17 protein-coding genes are annotated in these 17995 nt (G+C 47.8%); 10 read left to right on the top strand and 7 right to left on the bottom strand.

Annotation, left to right across the window (positions count from 1 at the left end; translation table 11 throughout):
* The first annotated feature begins 84 nt into the window (after positions 1 to 84).
* A complete protein-coding gene (locus B2X00_RS07100) occupies positions 85 to 375 on the top strand; it encodes a hypothetical protein (protein WP_290486726.1) in 291 nt (96 codons plus the stop codon).
* On the opposite strand, the gene B2X00_RS07105 is transcribed toward B2X00_RS07100, so the two are convergent.
* The 4 genes from B2X00_RS07105 to asnA all read right to left on the bottom strand — a co-directional run bounded on the left by B2X00_RS07105 (position 372) and on the right by asnA (position 2914).
* Complete coding sequence (locus tag B2X00_RS07105) at positions 372 to 698, bottom strand: glutathione S-transferase N-terminal domain-containing protein (protein WP_290486829.1); 327 nt, start codon at positions 696 to 698, stop codon at positions 372 to 374. The genes B2X00_RS07100 and B2X00_RS07105 overlap by 4 nt on opposite strands.
* 150 nt (positions 699 to 848) lie before the next feature.
* A complete protein-coding gene (locus B2X00_RS07110; protein ID WP_290486728.1) occupies positions 849 to 1619 on the bottom strand; it encodes a CLCA_X family protein in 771 nt (256 codons plus the stop codon).
* A gap of 22 nt (positions 1620 to 1641) precedes the next feature.
* A complete protein-coding gene (locus tag B2X00_RS07115) occupies positions 1642 to 1899 on the bottom strand; it encodes a TIGR03643 family protein (protein WP_290486730.1) in 258 nt (85 codons plus the stop codon).
* Positions 1900 to 1933: 34 nt separating this feature from the next.
* Positions 1934 to 2914 carry an aspartate--ammonia ligase gene (gene asnA, locus B2X00_RS07120; RefSeq protein WP_290486732.1) on the bottom strand — a complete coding sequence of 327 codons (981 nt, stop codon included), beginning with the start codon at positions 2912 to 2914 and terminating at the stop codon, positions 1934 to 1936.
* Positions 2915 to 3077: 163 nt separating this feature from the next.
* On the opposite strand from asnA, the gene asnC reads away from it, so the two are divergent.
* From asnC to B2X00_RS07150, 6 genes are all read left to right on the top strand, one after another.
* Complete coding sequence (asnC, locus tag B2X00_RS07125) at positions 3078 to 3536, top strand: transcriptional regulator AsnC (protein ID WP_290486734.1); 459 nt, start codon at positions 3078 to 3080, stop codon at positions 3534 to 3536.
* A 106-nt stretch (positions 3537 to 3642) separates the two neighbouring features.
* Positions 3643 to 6267, top strand: coding sequence for a M14 family metallopeptidase (locus tag B2X00_RS07130; protein ID WP_290486736.1), 2625 nt, complete (start codon positions 3643 to 3645; stop codon positions 6265 to 6267).
* 133 nt (positions 6268 to 6400) lie between these two features.
* A complete protein-coding gene (locus B2X00_RS07135) occupies positions 6401 to 6571 on the top strand; it encodes a DUF1328 family protein (protein ID WP_006955983.1) in 171 nt (56 codons plus the stop codon).
* 104 nt (positions 6572 to 6675) lie between these two features.
* Complete coding sequence (locus B2X00_RS07140; protein ID WP_290486738.1) at positions 6676 to 8340, top strand: carbon starvation CstA family protein; 1665 nt, start codon at positions 6676 to 6678, stop codon at positions 8338 to 8340.
* A 33-nt stretch (positions 8341 to 8373) separates the two neighbouring features.
* Positions 8374 to 8646 carry a cory-CC-star protein gene (locus B2X00_RS07145; protein WP_071463913.1) on the top strand — a complete coding sequence of 91 codons (273 nt, stop codon included), beginning with the start codon at positions 8374 to 8376 and terminating at the stop codon, positions 8644 to 8646.
* Positions 8647 to 8668: 22 nt separating this feature from the next.
* A complete protein-coding gene (locus B2X00_RS07150; RefSeq protein ID WP_290486740.1) occupies positions 8669 to 9685 on the top strand; it encodes an ArsA family ATPase in 1017 nt (338 codons plus the stop codon).
* Here B2X00_RS07150 and B2X00_RS07155 read toward each other — a convergent pair.
* Entirely contained in the window at positions 9577 to 10383 is an 807-nt protein-coding gene (locus B2X00_RS07155) for a hypothetical protein (protein WP_290486742.1), read from the bottom strand. The genes B2X00_RS07150 and B2X00_RS07155 overlap by 109 nt on opposite strands.
* An 85-nt stretch (positions 10384 to 10468) precedes the next feature.
* On the opposite strand from B2X00_RS07155, the gene B2X00_RS07160 reads away from it, so the two are divergent.
* From B2X00_RS07160 to B2X00_RS07170, 3 genes are all read left to right on the top strand, one after another.
* Positions 10469 to 11479, top strand: a complete 1011-nt coding sequence (locus tag B2X00_RS07160; RefSeq protein WP_290486744.1) for a zinc-binding alcohol dehydrogenase family protein — start codon at positions 10469 to 10471, stop codon at positions 11477 to 11479.
* A gap of 71 nt (positions 11480 to 11550) precedes the next feature.
* The gene (locus tag B2X00_RS07165) at positions 11551 to 12711 is read left to right on the top strand and encodes an efflux RND transporter periplasmic adaptor subunit (protein ID WP_290486746.1); all 1161 of its coding nucleotides are present in this window, start codon (positions 11551 to 11553) and stop codon (positions 12709 to 12711) included.
* A gap of 12 nt (positions 12712 to 12723) precedes the next feature.
* Positions 12724 to 15825 carry an efflux RND transporter permease subunit gene (locus B2X00_RS07170; RefSeq protein ID WP_290486748.1) on the top strand — a complete coding sequence of 1034 codons (3102 nt, stop codon included), beginning with the start codon at positions 12724 to 12726 and terminating at the stop codon, positions 15823 to 15825.
* Positions 15826 to 15886: 61 nt separating this feature from the next.
* Here the strand turns inward: B2X00_RS07170 and B2X00_RS07175 are convergent, their stop codons facing one another.
* Both B2X00_RS07175 and B2X00_RS07180 read right to left on the bottom strand, forming a co-directional pair.
* Positions 15887 to 16231 (bottom strand): DUF2371 domain-containing protein, encoded by a 345-nt coding sequence (locus B2X00_RS07175; RefSeq protein WP_290486749.1) that lies wholly within the window; start codon positions 16229 to 16231, stop codon positions 15887 to 15889.
* Positions 16232 to 16297: 66 nt separating this feature from the next.
* Positions 16298 to 17989: a M28 family metallopeptidase gene (locus B2X00_RS07180; RefSeq protein ID WP_290486750.1), complete on the bottom strand. Its 1692-nt coding sequence runs from the start codon at positions 17987 to 17989 to the stop codon at positions 16298 to 16300.
* Between the last annotated feature and the right edge of the window lie 6 nt (positions 17990 to 17995).

Genomic DNA, 17995 nt, shown 5'->3' on the forward strand with positions numbered 1-17995 from the left:
AACGAATGTCACAAGTGACGTCGAGCGAGTCGAACTATAATTTTGATATTCGCAATAGAAAAGCGGCGTTTTGCTGGAGGCCTTATGAAATCATCAGACTGGAATACTATGAGTGTGGCACATCACACACGTATGCGGGGCCGTAAACTTTGGGCAGCAAGTATCTACAGTGGAGTGAGTATCGCACTCATCAGTGCCATTATTGTGGTCGCTGACTGGCTGAACACGCTGTTCAGCGAATCACAAACATTCCTGAGTCAACACCCGAAACTATACACTGTCAGTATCATCGTAATGTTGACTGCCGGAACCATGCTTGTTGTTGAGCGAACTCTTGCTAAAAAGCATCGTTACAACGAGTGGCGGGATGATTAAGCGTGTTCAAAGCGCTCTCGTAAATACTGGATGATGTCATCAGACTCATACATCCACCGCGCTTCATCGCTATCTTGGGTGATGCGTAAGCACGGAACTTTCACTCTGCCGCCCTGCTCTTCAAGCTCGGTGCGATGCGTCTCGTTGTGCTGAGCATCGCGTAACTCAATGGGTAAATTTAATCGCGCCATTTCTTTGCGAACCTTGATACAGAATGGGCAGGTTTTGAATTGATACAAACTTATCTGCTTACATTCTTGTTCGACACGCGCTTGCGTAGCTTGGTCACGTTCAATACCTTTTGGCGTTGTCAACTTCTCCATGATCAACATAAAAGGTGTGAGGATTAAACGCACCAATCTGAAAAAATAACGAATTAAAATACGCACCGTACTGCCTCGCTTTTGGTAGCATCTCAATGGGTTGCACAGGGTAGCATAATTTGCTTATCGTCGATAGCAACGCGAATCGAGCTAATGCGACTGTTCAAGTGCCCGCCCCAGTGCCTGAAAGTAATCTAACCAACACTCGGCCACTGCGTTGGCTTCGTCTTGCTTTGGATAAAGCCCGAGCTCAGCCGTTTTACTTTTCAGGGTGCCTGCCACAAGAAAATGATTTTTCAACGACTGCTGCTGAACGATGCGTTCAAAACATCGTGCAGCGACCTCTTCAGGCATCGAAAAATAATAGCTTCCTTGAGCTTTATCAAAAGCAATGCAACGCTTCATCAGTGGACTTGCTGTCTGTCCATCTCTGGATAAAAATAACCGCTGAAACCCCAGTACAAGTGGCTCATTAAGATGGTGTGAGCGCACAGGTTCATCAAGCAACCATGCTTTACTAGCAAACCGCCCTGGTCGTGTGGACGAACTGAATAAATGCGATGCAATGTAGTGGTCGAAGGCGTGAAACCACTCGTGCGCTAAACTTCCCCCTCCGGCATTTTTGGCCAAAGCCAATAGGCGTCGTGAAGGGATATAATGTGCGCTCGCACCAAGACGACCGCCAATTCCATAGTTGATCGACAAACTTCCCCGCAACGAGATTACCGATTCATTAACGCCCAATATCATCTGTAAATCACACAGGGCATCAAAAAATAAATTGGCCGCAGCTTGCTGTTCTTGCGCAGTCACCCAGCGGCCAATACGCACGGAATTGAATCCAAACAATTTTACGATATCTGCGAAACTGACATCTGCGCCACCTCGATGCGGTGGACCATTTCTAAAATATTCGCGCATGCTTGCTATTCTATCACGGCCATCACTGCTTGTACTGTGTGGGACAATAACCTCGACCGTAATCAAACCCGCGAATTTTTCGGTGTTTAGTCGTCCTGCCGGACACCCTCGCTCGCCAGTTTTTAAATGCCGTTCTCTTAAGATGTTTACGCATTAACTTAATCACTTGAGATTCGTTAAGACCGTATATTTCCTCAATCGCCTCAAATGGCGTGCGATCTTCCCACGCCATTTCAATCACGCGCGATGTATCCGCCTCACTGAGTGCTTTCTTCATCATACAACTCCACTTGAATCATACACTCGGATACGTATCAGAGGGCCTCTTGGATGCCTGGTTGCCAGACGCTGCATTGCACTTGTGCAATGTGCTCTGCCTGCAACAACAACATCACCACGCGAGACTGTCCAATGCCACCACCGATGGTAAACGGCAGATCGCCAGCAACTAATCGCTGATGCCAAGGTAAATCGAGTCGATGTGTTTGCTCGGTCAGCTCAAGCTGACGTTTAAGTGCTTTAGCATCGACGCGAATGCCCATTGAGCTGAGTTCTATCGCCTGTTTTAACTTTGGGCTCCACACCAATAAATCACCATTGAGCCCAGTGCCATAGTGTTCGCAGTGAGTGCTCCAGTCATCATAATCCGGTGCGCGCTCATCGTGTTTATGGCCATCACCTAGGGCTGCGCCGATGCCATGAATAAACACCGCACCATACATTTCTGCGATTTTATTCTCTCGTTGTTTGGCGGATAAATCAGGATACTCCGCACGTAATGTTTCACTACTGATAAAGACGATATGCTTTGGCAGTATCGGTAACCCTCCGTAAATCGCGCGGAATCGTGTTTCCGTTGCCGTAAGCGCTGCGTAGATCTTTTCCACTTGTAGTTTTAAGAACTCAACACTGCGCTGCTCTTCGGCGATAACTTTCTCCCAATCCCACTGATCAACGAACACGGAGTGTGTTTCATCTAACTGTTCTTCATCAGGACGCAGTGCGGTCATGTTTACAACAATCCCCTGCCCAACGGGTGCACGATAGTCAGCAAGCACTTGACGCTTCCACTTCGCTAGAGAGTGGACGACCTGATATTGCTTCTCAGGCAACGCAGACACCTTCACCGGTACTGGTCGCTCAGTACCCGAGAGATCATCCTGTAACCCGGTTCCTTGTTCGGTCAATAAAGGCCCCTCGCACTTCACTAACTCCATTTGTTGACAGAGGTGCGAGAGAAACTCGCGCTTGATAAATTCAATTTGTTGTTGCTTTTTAAAATAGCCTTCCCACATGACGTGCTCCTAAACAGATAACTGATTTATGACTGTTAAGTAAGAAAAGCACGCTTTAGATAGGCAATTCAATACCATTAAAGCATTTATTGAAATTCTGGAAATGCTATCTTATATTTATACCAATAAATTAAAATATATTTAACTAATTAGCTTTTAAATCATGAAAAATTATAAATTAGACAATCTCGATAAGTTTATCTTAGAAACGCTATTAAACGACGCGCGTGTTTCCTACGCAACCATGGCTACTCAGCAAAAAGTCAGTACCGCGACAGTGCATGTCCGAGTTGAAAAAATGCGTAAGCTAGGACTGATCACGGGCACACGTCTTACCGTCGACACCAAGAAACTCGGCTACGACGTCTGCTGTTTTATCGGTATCACGCTAACCACGGCTGGCGATTACCCCATAGCGATTGAAAAGCTTACTCACGTTGAAGCAATAACCGAAGCTCACTACACCACGGGGCATTACAATATCTTCGCAAAATTAATGACGCGATCAATTGAGGATTTGCAAGACATTTTGATCAACCGCATTCAAGTCATTAAAGAGGTACAAGCCACAGACACTTGGATCTCGTTGCAACAGCCCATCGCTCGGCAGGTTAAACCCTAGTGGTATGTCGTTAGTAGCATTTGATTTGCCGTTAAACGAAACTCATCCAACGCGCCAAGGTTTTCTGCTAGTCTGTTACTAACAATAACAACTAGGAGTATAACAAATGCTGAAAAAAGCACTGACGACTTGCTTGGCGGGTGTCGCATTACTCAGCTCTGCTGTGAGTGTAGCGCAAACCGACCCAGTTAAGTTGGATTACTACCTTCCTCAAGATGTGCAATACAACCCATCGATTCCCACCCCTGAAGAGGCGCTAGGCTATCAAGTGGGTGAATGGCATGTGCGCCATGATCAAATCGTACACTATATGTATCAGTTGGCAGAGTCATCTGATCGCATCACGATTGAAGAAACTGGACGTACTCATGAACAGCGTCCCTTGTTGCTATTAACCATCACATCGCCCGACAATCAAAAAAACATCGATGCGGTGCGCGAAAAGCATTTGGCGGCCGCTGATCCTAATCGTGATGCGGACGACGATACGCCTTTAGTTCTGTATATGGGTTACAGCATTCACGGTGATGAATCGAGTGGCTCAAATGCGGCCCTGCTGTTTGCTTATTACCTGGCTGCGGCTCAAAACCCGGCGCTCGATAAAGCATTACAAGACACCGTTGTACTGCTTGATCCATCACTTAACCCTGACGGACTGGCACGTTTTGCACAGTGGGCAAACCAACACCGCAGCAAAAATCTCGTTGCTGATCCTCAGTCTCGTGAGCACGTCCAGCCGTTTGTCCGTGGTCGTGTAAACCACTATTGGTTCGACCTCAACCGCGACTGGCTATTGCTACAACACCCCGAGTCACGCGCTCGAATCGCCAACTTCCAGAAATGGAAGCCCAACGTTCTAACTGACTTTCACGAGATGGGCACGAACAGCACGTTTTTCTTTCAACCCGGTATTCCTTCGCGCAAGAACCCGTTAACACCGGATGAAAACGTGCGTCTTACTGAAATTTTAGCGGCGGCCCATGCCGACTCGTTAGATAACCTGGGCAACCTCTATTACACCGAGGAATCATTCGACGACTTCTACTATGGCAAGGGTTCGACTTACCCCGATATTCAAGGCGCTGTAGGTGTGTTATTCGAGCAGGCCTCGAGCCGTGGTCACCTGCAAGACTCAGTCAACGGTGAAGTCAGTTTCCCGTTTACTATTCGTAACCAGTTCATCACATCGTTGAGCACGTTATATGGCGCTCATGCGAATAAAAAACGTTTTATTGACTTCCAAGAACGTGTTTATGACGACGCGATAGAAGCCGGCGATGATGCTAATTTTGATGGTTACCTGATCGGTGCAAGTGATGTAAACCGTCTTAGCGGACTCGTTGAATTGCTTAAACAACATGGTATCGATGGTTATCGTGTGGAACGGGATGTTGAAACTAACAACAAGCAATTTAAAGCAGGCTTGAGTTACTTCATCCCGGCCGAGCAGGCGCAATACGGCCTGATTCAAGCCATCTTTAGCACGCGAAAAGATTTCCCAGACAATACCTTTTATGACGTATCTGGCTGGACCTTACCCATGGCGTTTAACGTGCAGTTCAGCACTTACCGTGGACGTATCAATCTCGATGATACCGCGTGGAACGCGCCACAGCGTGATGCGGTGCCTATCAACGCCAACGCCTATGCGCTCGCGTTTGATTGGCACGACTACAAAGCACCTGCGATGCTGCAAGCCTTGCTAGAACAGGACGTTCACGCACGTCAGAGTTTTAAACCTTTGCATTTACCAACAACCAATGGCCAAACGGCTAACTTGTCGGCCGGCTCAGTAGTGGTCACGCGCGCTTACCAAAATCAAAATTGGTCAAATGTAGTTGCAGCCGTGAAAAATATCGCTGAGCAGCAAAATGTTACCATTTATTCGGTAAAAACCGGTCTTACGCCAAAAGGCATTGATTTAGGTAGTCGCAATATTCAGCCGGTAAAAGAACCCAGCGTAATGATGCTGACGGGCGATGGTGTGAACCTTTATGAAGCGGGTGAAGCATGGTATTACCTTGATCGCCACGTCGGTCTTCCACTATCGATGGTCGATACCGACCGTATCAGTCGCGTTGACTTGAATCGCTACAGTCACATCATTCTGGTGGATGGTAGCTACTACACCCTTTCTGAAGGCGAAATAGCGCGCTTAACTGATTGGGTGCGTCAAGGCGGTGTATTAATTGGCCAACAAGGTGGCGCTGAATGGATGAGTCGCAATGGCTTACTCTACACTCAGTTTGTTGAAGACAAAACGTTTAGTGATGCGTTTTCAACCGCAGGACTGACTTATAAAGACCGCGATAGTTACTATGCACAACGCCGCATCGCAGGCGCCATTTTCCAAATGGACATTGATCCAGAAAATCCATTGATGTTTGGCTTCCCTAATCGCAGCATGCCCGTGTTTAAGGACGAGTTGAATGCGATGGAGTCTCCACAAAGTCCATTTGTCAGTGTCGCTCATTACAGTGACCAGCCGCTACTGAGTGGTTATGCGGACAAGCGCAACCAAGCGGTGTTAGCGGGTAAAACTAACATTGCCGCACACCGCTTCGGTGAAGGCCGTGTCATAGGCTTTGCCGACAACGTTAATTTCCGTGCGTTTTTCTGGGGCACGGCAAAGCTACTCAGTAACGCGATTTATCTCGCTCCTGCTATTGATACCTATGCTGATCCAGTGAAGGACAAAGCAGCCGCAGACGAGGCAGCCGCCGCTCACTAATTAATTAGGTTTTAAAGCGCTATCGATAAGCCGTCATATGAAAAATATGACGGCTTTTTTTCTATTTATTTGATCCATCGACTCAATTTACGACTAACGTAATAGTGAACCTTTAATAAAATAAGGAGATATTATGTTACGTTGGGTTCTGATTTTTCTGGTCATAGCCGTCGTGGCAGCGGTGTTTGGATTTGGTGGTATTGCCGGTGCGGCCGCTGAAATTGCGAAGATTATCTTTTATATCTTCATTATTCTTTTTGCTATTTCGATTATCATGGGACTCCTTGGAAAACGGCGTCGATAATTAAATTGACGTCTATTAGACGTTAGTCGCATGCCTGTTGAGGTTGAATTTGCGCTACAATGGGTAGCGAAACTCAAAATCAACCACAACAAGAGGCTTCATCCATGAATGCAATATTCGTGATGCTATTGGGTCTAGCTGCGATGTTCTTGGGCTACGTATTTTATTCAAAATTCGTAGCTGAGAAAATCTACAAGCTAGACCCAAATTTCAAAACACCTGCTCATGAATTTGAAGACGGTGTGGATTTCGTTCCGACCAACAAGTACGTTCTTTGGGGTCACCATTTTACTTCAGTTGCTGGCGCAGCACCGATTATCGGACCTGCCATCGCCGTTATTTGGGGTTGGGTACCTGCATTTTTATGGGTTATTTTCGGTACTATCTTTTTCGCAGGCGTACACGACGCAGGTGCTATTTGGGCAAGTAACCGAAACAAAGCCAAATCAATGGGTAACTTAACCGGCGACGTGGTCAGTAAGCGCGCACAGACGCTGTTCATGATCGTTATTTTCCTTGTGTTGCTCATGGTCAATGCGGTATTCGCCACGGCGATCTCGGGCCTCTTGGTGAAATTTCCAAGCTCCGTCATCCCTGTTTGGGGCGCAATTTTCGTTGCTTTAATCATCGGTCAGATTATTTTCCGTAAATGGATGGGTCTTGGCACAGTTTCAATTCTCGGCGTTGTTGCACTTTATTTACTGATTTGGGCCGGTCCTTCTGCGCCACTATCATTGCCAGAAACCGTGGGCGGTCTGACAGACAATGCAAGCTGGGTATTGATTTTATTTGGTTATGCCGCAATCGCCTCGCTGCTTCCCGTTTGGATGCTGTTGCAACCGCGTGATTATATCAACGGTCTGCAATTGTTTATTGGCTTGATTCTACTCTATGCGGCGGTGCTATTGTTAGGTCCAGACATGACCGCTCCGGCATTTAACACCAATCTGCCGGAAAACACACCGTCCATGCTGCCGTTGTTGTTTGTCACCATCGCCTGTGGCGCTATCTCCGGCTTCCACGGCTTAGTCGCGTCAGGTACAACATCCAAGCAGCTCGATAAAGAGACCGATTTACGTTTTGTCGGCTACTTTGGTGCAATTGGTGAAGGCTCGCTTTCACTCGCTACGATTATCGCTGCCTGTGCGGGCTTCGCGACACTTGCTGATTGGGAGGCTGTATATAGCTCATTCGGTCAAGGTGGTGTTGCTGCGTTTGTTGAAGGTGGCGCAAATATTATCAGCCAAGGTGTGGGACTTGATAACGAAATCGCAGAAACCCTATTAACGGTAATGGCCGTCTTGTTTGCTGGTACCACGATGGATACCGGTCTGCGTCTACAGCGTTATATATTCCAAGAGTGGGGGAATATCTACAACATCTCTTGGATGCAGAAAGCGTTGCCAGCGACATTATTAGCGGTAATTTCATGTGTTGCACTTGCCTTTGGCGCCGGATCAGACGGTTCAGGTGGCTTAGCGATTTGGCCGCTGTTTGGTACCACGAACCAATTGCTCGCTGGCTTGACCTTGATGGTTATCACAGTCATGTTGGTGCGCTTAGGTCGTCCAATGTACGTGACCTTATTGCCGTTGATTTTCTTGCTGATTATGACAGTGTTTGCGCTGTTTATTCAGCTAAAAGGTTTCTACATGGAAGAAAACTGGTTCTTGTTCGGTTTAGATATTGTGGTACTGATTGCCGCTGTATGGATCGCACTGGAAGCCACATCGGCCTTATCGAACCTTAAGAAAGAACAAAAGTCTTAATTATAGGCTTTAAGGAGCAAGACCATGCGCAACATGAATATCAAATCGATTCAACAATGGTTCAGTCGTGCGGGTGAGTTAGTCAACGAGTTTTATAACGCACCCTACCGATCCGCTATTGCGCGTGCTAAGCGCGATGAAGATGATTTGTTCATGATGCTGGTCTTCTCCGAAATGATGGGGGTGCCCAATCCCGCATCCTATTACACATTAGAGCTCCAGCCCTTAATGCTGGAGCGCTTTCATGATTGGCATCAACGCATGGGAATGGAACACTCACCCCTTGATCATTTCCGGTGCTGTTAGCCTGCGACTTTGAGGTGTCTTTATGGAGTCGATTCTCGACCGTAAGGTAGTATTGGTCGGCGGTAAAGGCGGTGTTGGAAAAACCACAGTTTCTGCATCTCTTGCCCTCCTTGCAGCAAAGCAAGGTAAAAATGTACTCGTTGTTTCAACCGATCCGGCACACAGTCTCGCTGACGCTTTTGGTGTAAAAATTGGTGATAAGTTCACGCCGATTAGCGAGCGTGTCACAGCACTCGAAATCGACCCTGATCGCGAAGTCAACGCACATATTGACCGTGTCACTCAGCAAATGAAGCGTTTTACGAACCCTGATTTATTTCCTGAGGTTGAACGCCAAATGCGCTTATCGAAGCAATCCCCAGGAGCGCAAGAAGCCGCCCTACTCGAGCGTATTGCAAAACTAATTTATGAATCGGAGCGTGACTACGATCTATTGATTTTTGATACGGCGCCAACAGGCCACACCTTACGTTTACTGACGCTACCGGAAGCTATGGCAGCATGGACACAAGGTATGTTGCGTTCGCAGAACCGTTCAGAGGAGTTTGAAGGCGTATTGAAGCATCTATCACCTAAATCAGGCAAAGATGTTCACAATCCGATGGCCAACCCTGACCAACATGCCAGTGATGGATTGTCTGAACGCAGTAAGGCAGTGAGCGAACAATTGCTGAATCGGCAACGCTTATTTCAACGTACTCGCCGTGTATTACAAGATGCTGAGCATACCGCTATTGTATTTGTAATGACGCCAGAACGCTTGCCAATACAAGAGACTGAACGCGCAATGAAAGCATTGCGTGCTGAGCACTTACCTATCGGTGGTATTTTCGTCAATCGCGTCCTCCCTGAAGACGCCGATGGTGCTTTTCTTGCCAAACGACGTGTTCAAGAAGCCGCGTATCTTGAAGAGATTGATAAAACGTTTGCTCAACACGAGCTCGTGAGGCTGCCCTTGTTATCAGAAGATCCGCAGGGGTTAGCGGCACTCAGCTCGTTTTCATCGTTGCTTTCGTCTGCGCTAGGCACTAACGAGTAATCGGAATACGTGCGCGACGTTTGATCGTGAAAGTCTTTGAAGAATAAATAAGACCCCTGCGCATTTTGTTTCATACTGATAGGCACGGTATACCTTTCAGCGAAACGCTGAAATTCAATTTCCATTGAAAAATGTTCGACGGTCACTGAAGTCGCAGGCGAAAATTCAGTTTTATTTTTGAGGGCAATGCGCTGCAATAAATCAGTATTAGGTAGATAGGTGATGCGCGCTTCGATCTCATCGGCGAATTCGGAAAAGTCGTCCAGTTTTGGCTTGAAAGAAAACTGCCAAACTGATTGACCATTCTCTACCGATTCGCCGATAAATTCGAGTGAATCAACCCGTATTAAATCGGCAAGTGATTGGCTAGGCCCCTCTTCCTTAGCACGCGCCTTCGCTTCGGTGACACGCATTTCACGGTATTCTTCGAGTCGCGCTTTGCTTGGTGTGTGTTGATTTTCACTGACGAGCTGCCAGCGGTAACCGTCCTCGTTGGCCCCTAAATACTCTTCGACTCGCGTCGTATCACCGACTTTTGATTCGCGGTGATAATTAAACTCGACACCTCGCTGAGCGCGTAAGTCCTCAATGGTTTTGATGAGTTGAGCCTCTTTGTCATTAGAGTCGGCGTCAGTCGCTTGGGCTGTCGCCAACAAGGGGACTAAAGTTAGTAATAAAACGAATAGTTTATGATTCATTATTCTCTCGTTAATAATCAAAAATGAAAAATCCACGTAGTATAGTCATATTGTGTACCACACTCACCCAAAAAGGAGAAACCAGATGAGAGCCGTAGGCGTGAAACAATCACTCCCCATCACCGAACAAGAGGCGCTTGTTGATATCGAAATCCCCAAGCCAAGTGTGGGTGACAACGAACTGTTAATTAAAGTAACCGCCGTCGCTGTAAATCCTGTGGACACCAAGATCCGCATGCGTGTTGGACAAGCCGATGATTATAAAGTTCTTGGGTGGGATGCTGTCGGTGTTGTCGAAAATAAAGGGAAACACGTAAGTGGCTTCGAAATTGGTGACCGTGTGTTCTATGCGGGTGACATTAGCAAGCCGGGATGCAATGCCGAGTATCATTGCGTCGACTACCGCATTGTCGGTCACGCCCCGGAGTCACTTGATGACCTCGCAGCGGCAGCGCTCCCGTTAACTTCATTGACCGCTTGGGAGCTGAGCTTTGACCGTCTACAAGTAAACGTCCCATCAGTCCACGCCCAGCGTTGCGTGCTTATATTCGGTGGCGCTGGTGGGGTCGGTTCGATCATGATTCAGTTACTCAAGCAGTTAACCGATGTCACAGTGATCGCTACCGCATCGCGAGAAGAAACTCAGGCATGGGTAAAGCAACTGGGTGCTGATTACGTGATTAATCATCATGATGACATCAAACAGCAGCTCGATGGCTTGCCACAACCCACCGACATTGCCCTGCTAACTCACAGCGGTGACTACTTCGAAACGGCAACCGAGGTGATCGCACCACAAGGACGTATCGGCATCATTGATGACCCTGACCAAGCTTTGGATATTCGACTGCTTAAACAAAAAAGCATCAGCTTGCATTGGGAGTTTATGTATACCCGTTCATTATTTGAGACCGCGGACATCAGCGCGCAGCGAGATATTTTGAATCAGATATCAGACCTTATTAATAGCGGTCAAATCCGCTCAACCGAAGGCACGCGCCTAAACGCTATGTCGGCAAGCACCCTGAAACAAGCGCACCAGTTGCTTGAATCGGGAAAAGCTATCGGCAAGATCGTGCTACCCGTCGCATATTAAATTTACAAACATACAAGTATGTATGTATAATTAAAACGTTAAATGATAATAGTTATGACTAGAGGTCGTTCATGAAAAAGCGGAATACTCCTATTGCAGCGGTGCTCGCTGTTGCCCTCACCTCCGCTACCCTTTACGGGTGTAGTGATGAGCAGCAAGCGGCTGCTCAAGGTGGACAACAACAAGCTGTACCGGTTGAAGCGTTAACCATCCAAACACAGTCTGTCGAAATTCAAAATGAATTGCCGGGCCGTACCTCTGCCTATCGCGTAGCCGAAGTGCGTCCGCAAGTCAGCGGTGTGCTGCTTGAACGTAAGTTTGTCGAGGGCACGAAGGTTGAAAAAGGTCAGCAACTGTACCAAATCGACCCGGCCATTTATCAGGCTGAGGTAGCCAGCGCACAGGCGGATTTTGAAAGCGCTAAAGCCGCACTAAAAGTATCAGAACTGCGTCAAAAGCGTCTAAAAGAGCTACTTGCGGACAACGCTGTGAGCCAAGATGAATTTGATTCGGCAGAGGCGACATACTTACAAAACAAAGCGGCACTTGCATTAGCAGAAGCTCAGCTTAAACGTGCCAAAATCAACTTGGAATACACCAAAGTTAAAGCCCCTATCACAGGTATTGTTGGACGTTCCAACGTGACTGAAGGTGCCTTACTGACCGCTTCACAAAGCACGCCATTGGTGACCATCAATCAACTCGATCCAATTTATGTGGATATTAATCAATCAAGCCGAGAATTCCTTGAATTAAAAGCAGAGATTGAATCGGGTCGCATTGAGGCGAATAAAAATGGTAATGCGCCCGTCTCACTGAGTTTGAACGGTTTAGATTACCAAACGCAAGGTGAGCTGCTGTTCTCTGAGGTCAGTGTTGACCAAGACACCGGCGCTATTTTGCTCCGCGCTGAATTCCCGAACCCTGAAAATAATTTATATCCAGGCATGTTTGTGCGCGCAAAAGTCAGCGAAGGTACGCTGAATAACGCTATTTTGATTCCACAAGAGGCGGTTACACGCGACGTGCGCGGCCGTCCTTATGTCATGCTGATTAACGATGAAGATAAAGTCGAGCAACGTATGGTGACCACCGCACGTGCCATCGACAACGAATGGTTAATTAGCGACGGGCTCAACGCAGGTGACCGTATCGTCACCGCCGGCCTTCAGAAAATTAGACCCGGTGCACAAGTGACTGTGTCACAAGGTCAACAGCCAGCTTCCAAATAAGGGAATGACATAATGGCCAAGTTTTTTATTAATCGACCCATATTTGCTTGGGTGATTGCAATATTGGTAATGCTCGCAGGGACGATCTCGTTGATCCAGCTCCCTATCGCGCAATATCCAACCATTGCACCACCGGCAGTAGAAATTCAGGTCAACTACCCAGGCGCCAATGCTGAAACCGTCTCAAACACGGTGACTAAGGTGATTGAGCAAAATATGACAGGCGTTGATAACCTGCTGTACTTCTCATCACAAAGTAACGCCGGTAGCGCAACCGTCAGCTTAACCTTTGCCTCGGGTACCGATCCGGATATTGCACAGGTGCAAGTGCAGAATAAGCTTTCTCAAGCCACACCGCAGTTGCCTCAAGAAGTACAGCAACAAGGTATTACTGTCAGTAAATCCAGCAGCTCATTCCTGATGGTCTTAGCGATGGTGGCTGAAGATGACCGTTATGAACAAACAGACTTGAGTGATTACCTCGCCTCTAATGTCCAAGATGCCGTGTCTCGGACTGAGGGTGTAGGTAACGTGCAAATCTTTGGTGCGCCTTATGCAATGCGTATTTGGGTTAAACCTGATGCGTTAGTTAACTACAATATGACTATCGCAGAGTTACAGTCTGCGATTCGTGCGCAAAACGCTCAGGTAGCCGCGGGCCAATTAGGTGGCGCACCTGCCGTGGAAGGACAACGACTAAACGCAACGATCATTGCGCAGACGCGTATGTCTGAACCAGACCAGTTTGAAAACATATTGCTTAAAGTGCTACCTGACGGGTCGCAAGTGCGCTTGAAAGATGTCGCGCGTGTTGAACTCGGCGCAGAAAATTATGCCATTCAAGCGAACTATAATGGTAAGCCAGCGACGGGCCTTGCGATCCAGTTACAAACTGGGGCTAACGCTTTGGCGACGGCTGAAGCCGTGAAACAAACGGTTGATGAATTAGAGCCCTACTTCCCTGATGGGATGAAAATGGTAACCGCCTACGACACCACACCGTTTATTAAGATCTCGATAAGCGAAGTGGCTCGGGTACTGATTGAAGCCATTATTCTCGTGTTCGTATTGATGTTTGTTTTCTTGCAGAACTTACGGGCGACCCTCATTCCTACCCTTGCGATTCCAGTGGTTATTTTAGGTACCATGGGCGTTATGGCTGTCGCAGGCTTCTCTATTAATACCTTGACTATGTTCGGCATGGTGCTCTCGATAGGCCTTTTAGTCGATGACGCTATCGTTGTCGTCGAAAACGTCGAGCGACTGATGTCTGAGGAAGGTCTTTCCCCAAAAGAAGCAACGATCAAATCAATGGGCCAAATCACCGGCGCCTTGGTGGCAATCGGTGTCGTCATGGCTGCGGTATTTGCGCCGATGGCGTTTTTCCCAGGTGCCACGGGCGCGGTTTATCGTCAGTTCTCATTGACCATCATCACGTCAATGGGTCTATCAGTGCTGGTTGCTATTATCTTCTCACCGGCGTTGTGCGCGACCTTGCTCAAACCGGTGAAGAAGAAAGAGAATGGCGGTTGGGGGCCCTTAGGCTGGTTTAATCGCACATTACAAAAAGCCACCATCAAATACCGCGACAGTGTACATGGCATTCTGCGCCGCAGCATCCGTGTTGGTATTCTTTATCTTGGCTTAGTTGCCGTGCTGGCGTTCTTGTTTACTCGCCTACCATCGGCATTCTTACCTGATGAAGACCGTGGTGTATTCCTCACCCAGATGCAATTACCGGTTGGTTCTACCATGGAGCAGTCGGTTGCTGTGATGGACCGCATCGAAAACTACTACCTCAACGAAGAAGAGGCCGTCCAGTCGGTATTCTCGGTGGTTGGTTTTAGTTTCTCAGGTCGTAGTCAAAACAACGGTATTGCGTTCGTTCGTTTGAAAGACTGGGGTGAGCGTAACGAAAGCCAAGACGTGACGGATGTGATTGGTCGTGCATTTGGTTTCTTTGCCAGCGTTAAAGAAGCCATGATCTTTGCGTTCAATCTGCCGCCTATTCCTGAATTGGGAACGGCAACAGGTTTCAACCTGTACTTACAGGATCGCGGTAACTTAGGTCACCAAGCGTTATTGGATGCGCGTAATCAACTGCTCGGCATGGCGGCACAAAACCCGATGTTGGAACAGGTGCGTCCAAATGGCTTGGAAGATGCTCCGCAGCTTAAAGTGGATGTGGATTATGAGAAAGCCACAGCGCTAGGTCTCACCATTGAGAACATTAACAACACGCTCAGTGCGGCCTGGGGTTCGTCTTATATCAACGACTTTATTGATCGTGGTCGCGTTAAGCGCGTCTACTTGCAAGGTGAAGCCGATGCGCGCATGTTGCCAGAAGACGTGAGCGAATGGTATGTCCGCAACAACCAGGGAGACATGGTGCCGTTTAGCTCTTTTGCTAGCTGGGAATGGACCTATGGTCCTCAGCGTATTGAAAGCTACAACGGGGTCTCGGCGATGGAGATCCAAGGTCAAGCAGCGGCAGGCTACTCGTCCGGTGAGGCCATGATGGCGATGGAGCAATTGATCAGTAAACTCCCCAACGGCATTGGCTATGAATGGACGGGTACGTCTTTGCAGGAGCAGCAGTCGGGTGACTTTGCCCCTATTCTGTATACGATTTCGATTTTTGTCGTATTCCTGTGCTTAGCCGCACTGTACGAGAGTTGGTCTATTCCATTCTCTGTCATGTTGGTGGTACCGTTGGGTATTCTGGGTGCCGTTATCGCAACGATGTTGCGCGGTATTCAAAACGACGTTTACTTCCAAGTTGGCTTGTTGACGACGGTTGGTGTTTCAGCACGTAACGCGATTTTGATTGTTGAGTTCGCCAAAGACTTGCAAGAGCAAGGCAAAGACTTGTTAGAGGCGACACTTGAAGCGGTTCGCTTACGTCTGCGTCCGATACTTATGACATCACTCGCATTTATATTCGGTGTCATGCCGTTGGCGCTCAGCTCTGGCGCAGGTGCTGCGAGCCGCAATGCCATCGGTACGAGTGTCATCGGGGGTATGCTAGGTGGTACGATACTGGCCATCTTCTTCGTACCATTATTCTTCTACACTGTGCGCAAGGTATTCCCACCTAAGCAACAAGAAGAGTAATAACCCTAAGATACAAAAAAGCCCAGCTGTTAAACAGCTGGGCTTTTTTTTAAATTAAAAACTATGACTTATCGTTGCGGTCCGATAAATCTTTATACTCACCATCAATGACTGAACCTTCACTACCGCGTTCAGTATAGTGGCGCTCAGCGTCCTGCTGAGCCTGCCGTTGTTGCTCAAATTGCTGCTTCGCTTGCTTCCGCATTTGCCACATTTGTTTAATTGCATGGCGTTGCTTCCACATCACAGGTATCAACAACACAAAGCCCACGGCAAGCACGATTAAGCCAAAGGCAATCGAGAAACCGACAATGGCGAGTAGCATTATTACACCGAGTATTCGACCCAAAATGCTACCGCCCGAATTTGCTTGGCGGACATAGATTCGGTTTTTGTACTGATTCATAGGTACTCCTCAATCCTCTACTAATTAGGACAACACCGTTAACAATCCGTTCCGCCTGCAAACAGATTACTTACGCTGCTCTTCGGTTTCTTTGCGTACTGCTTCGAACTCATTGCCCTCGGCCCATTGCGGCCAGTCGCGAGAATTCGCCAGCGAACGTCCCAGCTGGTAAAACGCAGATAAATCTTGTTGCGTACCGCGTAAGTCCCACTCAGGGTCGTACTCATCGGCCGGCTTGTGATAAGCCTCAGCAACGTATTTAGCACGTTGTTCCTCAGTCCACTCTTTACCTTTCGTGATGTGGTCATTGCCACCTTCAGCATACAACATGGGTACGCCTTTTTTCGCTAAGTTAAAGTGATCTGAGCGATAGAAGAAGCCCGCTTCAGGTGTTGGATTCGGTGTTAAATAACGATTTTGTTCCTCAATAAATGGCTTCACATACTCATCCATTTCTGAGTTACCGTAACCAATCACCACGAGATCTTTCATCGGTCCATAAACGTTCATTACATCCATATTGATGCCACCAACTGCTTTTGCAAGGGGGAACAATGGATGATCGGCATACCAAGCTGAACCTAATAAGCCGCTTTCCTCAGCACCGACGGCAGCAAATACAATAGAACGCTCCGGCGCTGGCTGCTGTGCAAACTTCTCGGCTATCGCCAATAAGCCGGCTGTACCTGATGCATTATCCTGCGCACCATTGTAAATAGGGTCATCTTCACGCACTGGGTCGGTACCGAGGTGATCGTGGTGCGCCATGTAAATCACGTGTTCTTCTGGGTATTTCGTACCCTCGATGTAACCTACAACATTATTGGTGTCTAAGAACTCAAATTTATTCTTAACCGATACCGATGCTTGCGCATTAAGTGGCATCGCTTCAAAATCCTCGCTCAGCGCTTTTTTACGCGCTTCTTCAAGTGTCATGCCTTGTTTGGCAAATAAACCTTCTGCGCTGTCTTTAGTGATCCAACCCTCGACTTTGGCACGGTTCATATTGTTGTTCTCACGTTTCAGATCGAAACGTACAGGCGAGCCCCCAGCGACAACACCCCAACCGTATCCCGCGGGACCTGTTTCATGAATGATTAACGCGCCGGCAGCACCTTGACGAGCGGCCTCTTCATATTTATACGTCCAACGGCCGTAGTACGTCATCGCATTGCCGTTAAACAGCTCAGGATCTTGCGTCGCGTAACCGGGATCATTGACGAACATCACCACGGTTTTGCCTTCAACGTCGAGTCCCTCATAATCATTCCAGTCATATTCAGGCGCGACGATACCGTAACCCACAAACACCATTTCGCTATCACTGAGGTCCACTTCTTCAGTAACCTGCATAGTCCACGCCATCATCTCAGTACGATACTTCATAGTCTCTGGCGCGTTATCACCGCTGAACGTCATGTCACTGACCTTGTACGGCATGATTTTTACCAATGGAAACGGCTGACGATAGCTATCGTTTTCTTTATCGATTGGCTTTAGCCCCCACTCGCGGAAGTGGTTTTCGATAAAGGATACGACTTTCTCTTCCCCTGCTGAGGCAGGCTCACGCCCTTCAAACTCGTCAGAAGAAATGGTTTTGAGATAGTCGCGGAAGTTTGGATTAAATGCTGAACCTTTCAGGTCAGCGGGCTGTTTGTCAGCGCTGGTTTGTTCCGTTGCTGTCTTATCTTGTGACTGCTGCGGACCACACGCCGTGAGCACGGCTAATGCGACCGCACTGATGATAAGTGGTTTCATCGCTTC

The sequence above is a fragment of the Idiomarina sp. UBA3162 genome, from assembly GCF_002364475.1.
GTDB lineage: Bacteria > Pseudomonadota > Gammaproteobacteria > Enterobacterales > Alteromonadaceae > Idiomarina.

Bases quoted from the DNA above. Each gene is read 5' to 3' on its own strand.
- B2X00_RS07100 (WP_290486726.1), top strand. From the start codon at position 85: ATGAAATCATCAGACTGGAATACTATGAGTGTGGCACATCACACACGT.
- B2X00_RS07105 (WP_290486829.1), bottom strand. From the start codon at position 698: ATGGAGAAGTTGACAACGCCAAAAGGTATTGAACGTGACCAAGCTACG.
- B2X00_RS07110 (WP_290486728.1), bottom strand. From the start codon at position 1,619: ATGCGCGAATATTTTAGAAATGGTCCACCGCATCGAGGTGGCGCAGAT.
- B2X00_RS07115 (WP_290486730.1), bottom strand. From the start codon at position 1,899: ATGATGAAGAAAGCACTCAGTGAGGCGGATACATCGCGCGTGATTGAA.
- asnA (WP_290486732.1), bottom strand. From the start codon at position 2,914: ATGTGGGAAGGCTATTTTAAAAAGCAACAACAAATTGAATTTATCAAG.
- asnC (WP_290486734.1), top strand. From the start codon at position 3,078: ATGAAAAATTATAAATTAGACAATCTCGATAAGTTTATCTTAGAAACG.
- B2X00_RS07130 (WP_290486736.1), top strand. From the start codon at position 3,643: ATGCTGAAAAAAGCACTGACGACTTGCTTGGCGGGTGTCGCATTACTC.
- B2X00_RS07135 (WP_006955983.1), top strand. From the start codon at position 6,401: ATGTTACGTTGGGTTCTGATTTTTCTGGTCATAGCCGTCGTGGCAGCG.
- B2X00_RS07140 (WP_290486738.1), top strand. From the start codon at position 6,676: ATGAATGCAATATTCGTGATGCTATTGGGTCTAGCTGCGATGTTCTTG.
- B2X00_RS07145 (WP_071463913.1), top strand. From the start codon at position 8,374: ATGAATATCAAATCGATTCAACAATGGTTCAGTCGTGCGGGTGAGTTA.
- B2X00_RS07150 (WP_290486740.1), top strand. From the start codon at position 8,669: ATGGAGTCGATTCTCGACCGTAAGGTAGTATTGGTCGGCGGTAAAGGC.
- B2X00_RS07155 (WP_290486742.1), bottom strand. From the start codon at position 10,383: ATGAATCATAAACTATTCGTTTTATTACTAACTTTAGTCCCCTTGTTG.
- B2X00_RS07160 (WP_290486744.1), top strand. From the start codon at position 10,469: ATGAGAGCCGTAGGCGTGAAACAATCACTCCCCATCACCGAACAAGAG.
- B2X00_RS07165 (WP_290486746.1), top strand. From the start codon at position 11,551: ATGAAAAAGCGGAATACTCCTATTGCAGCGGTGCTCGCTGTTGCCCTC.
- B2X00_RS07170 (WP_290486748.1), top strand. From the start codon at position 12,724: ATGGCCAAGTTTTTTATTAATCGACCCATATTTGCTTGGGTGATTGCA.
- B2X00_RS07175 (WP_290486749.1), bottom strand. From the start codon at position 16,231: ATGAATCAGTACAAAAACCGAATCTATGTCCGCCAAGCAAATTCGGGC.
- B2X00_RS07180 (WP_290486750.1), bottom strand. From the start codon at position 17,989: ATGAAACCACTTATCATCAGTGCGGTCGCATTAGCCGTGCTCACGGCG.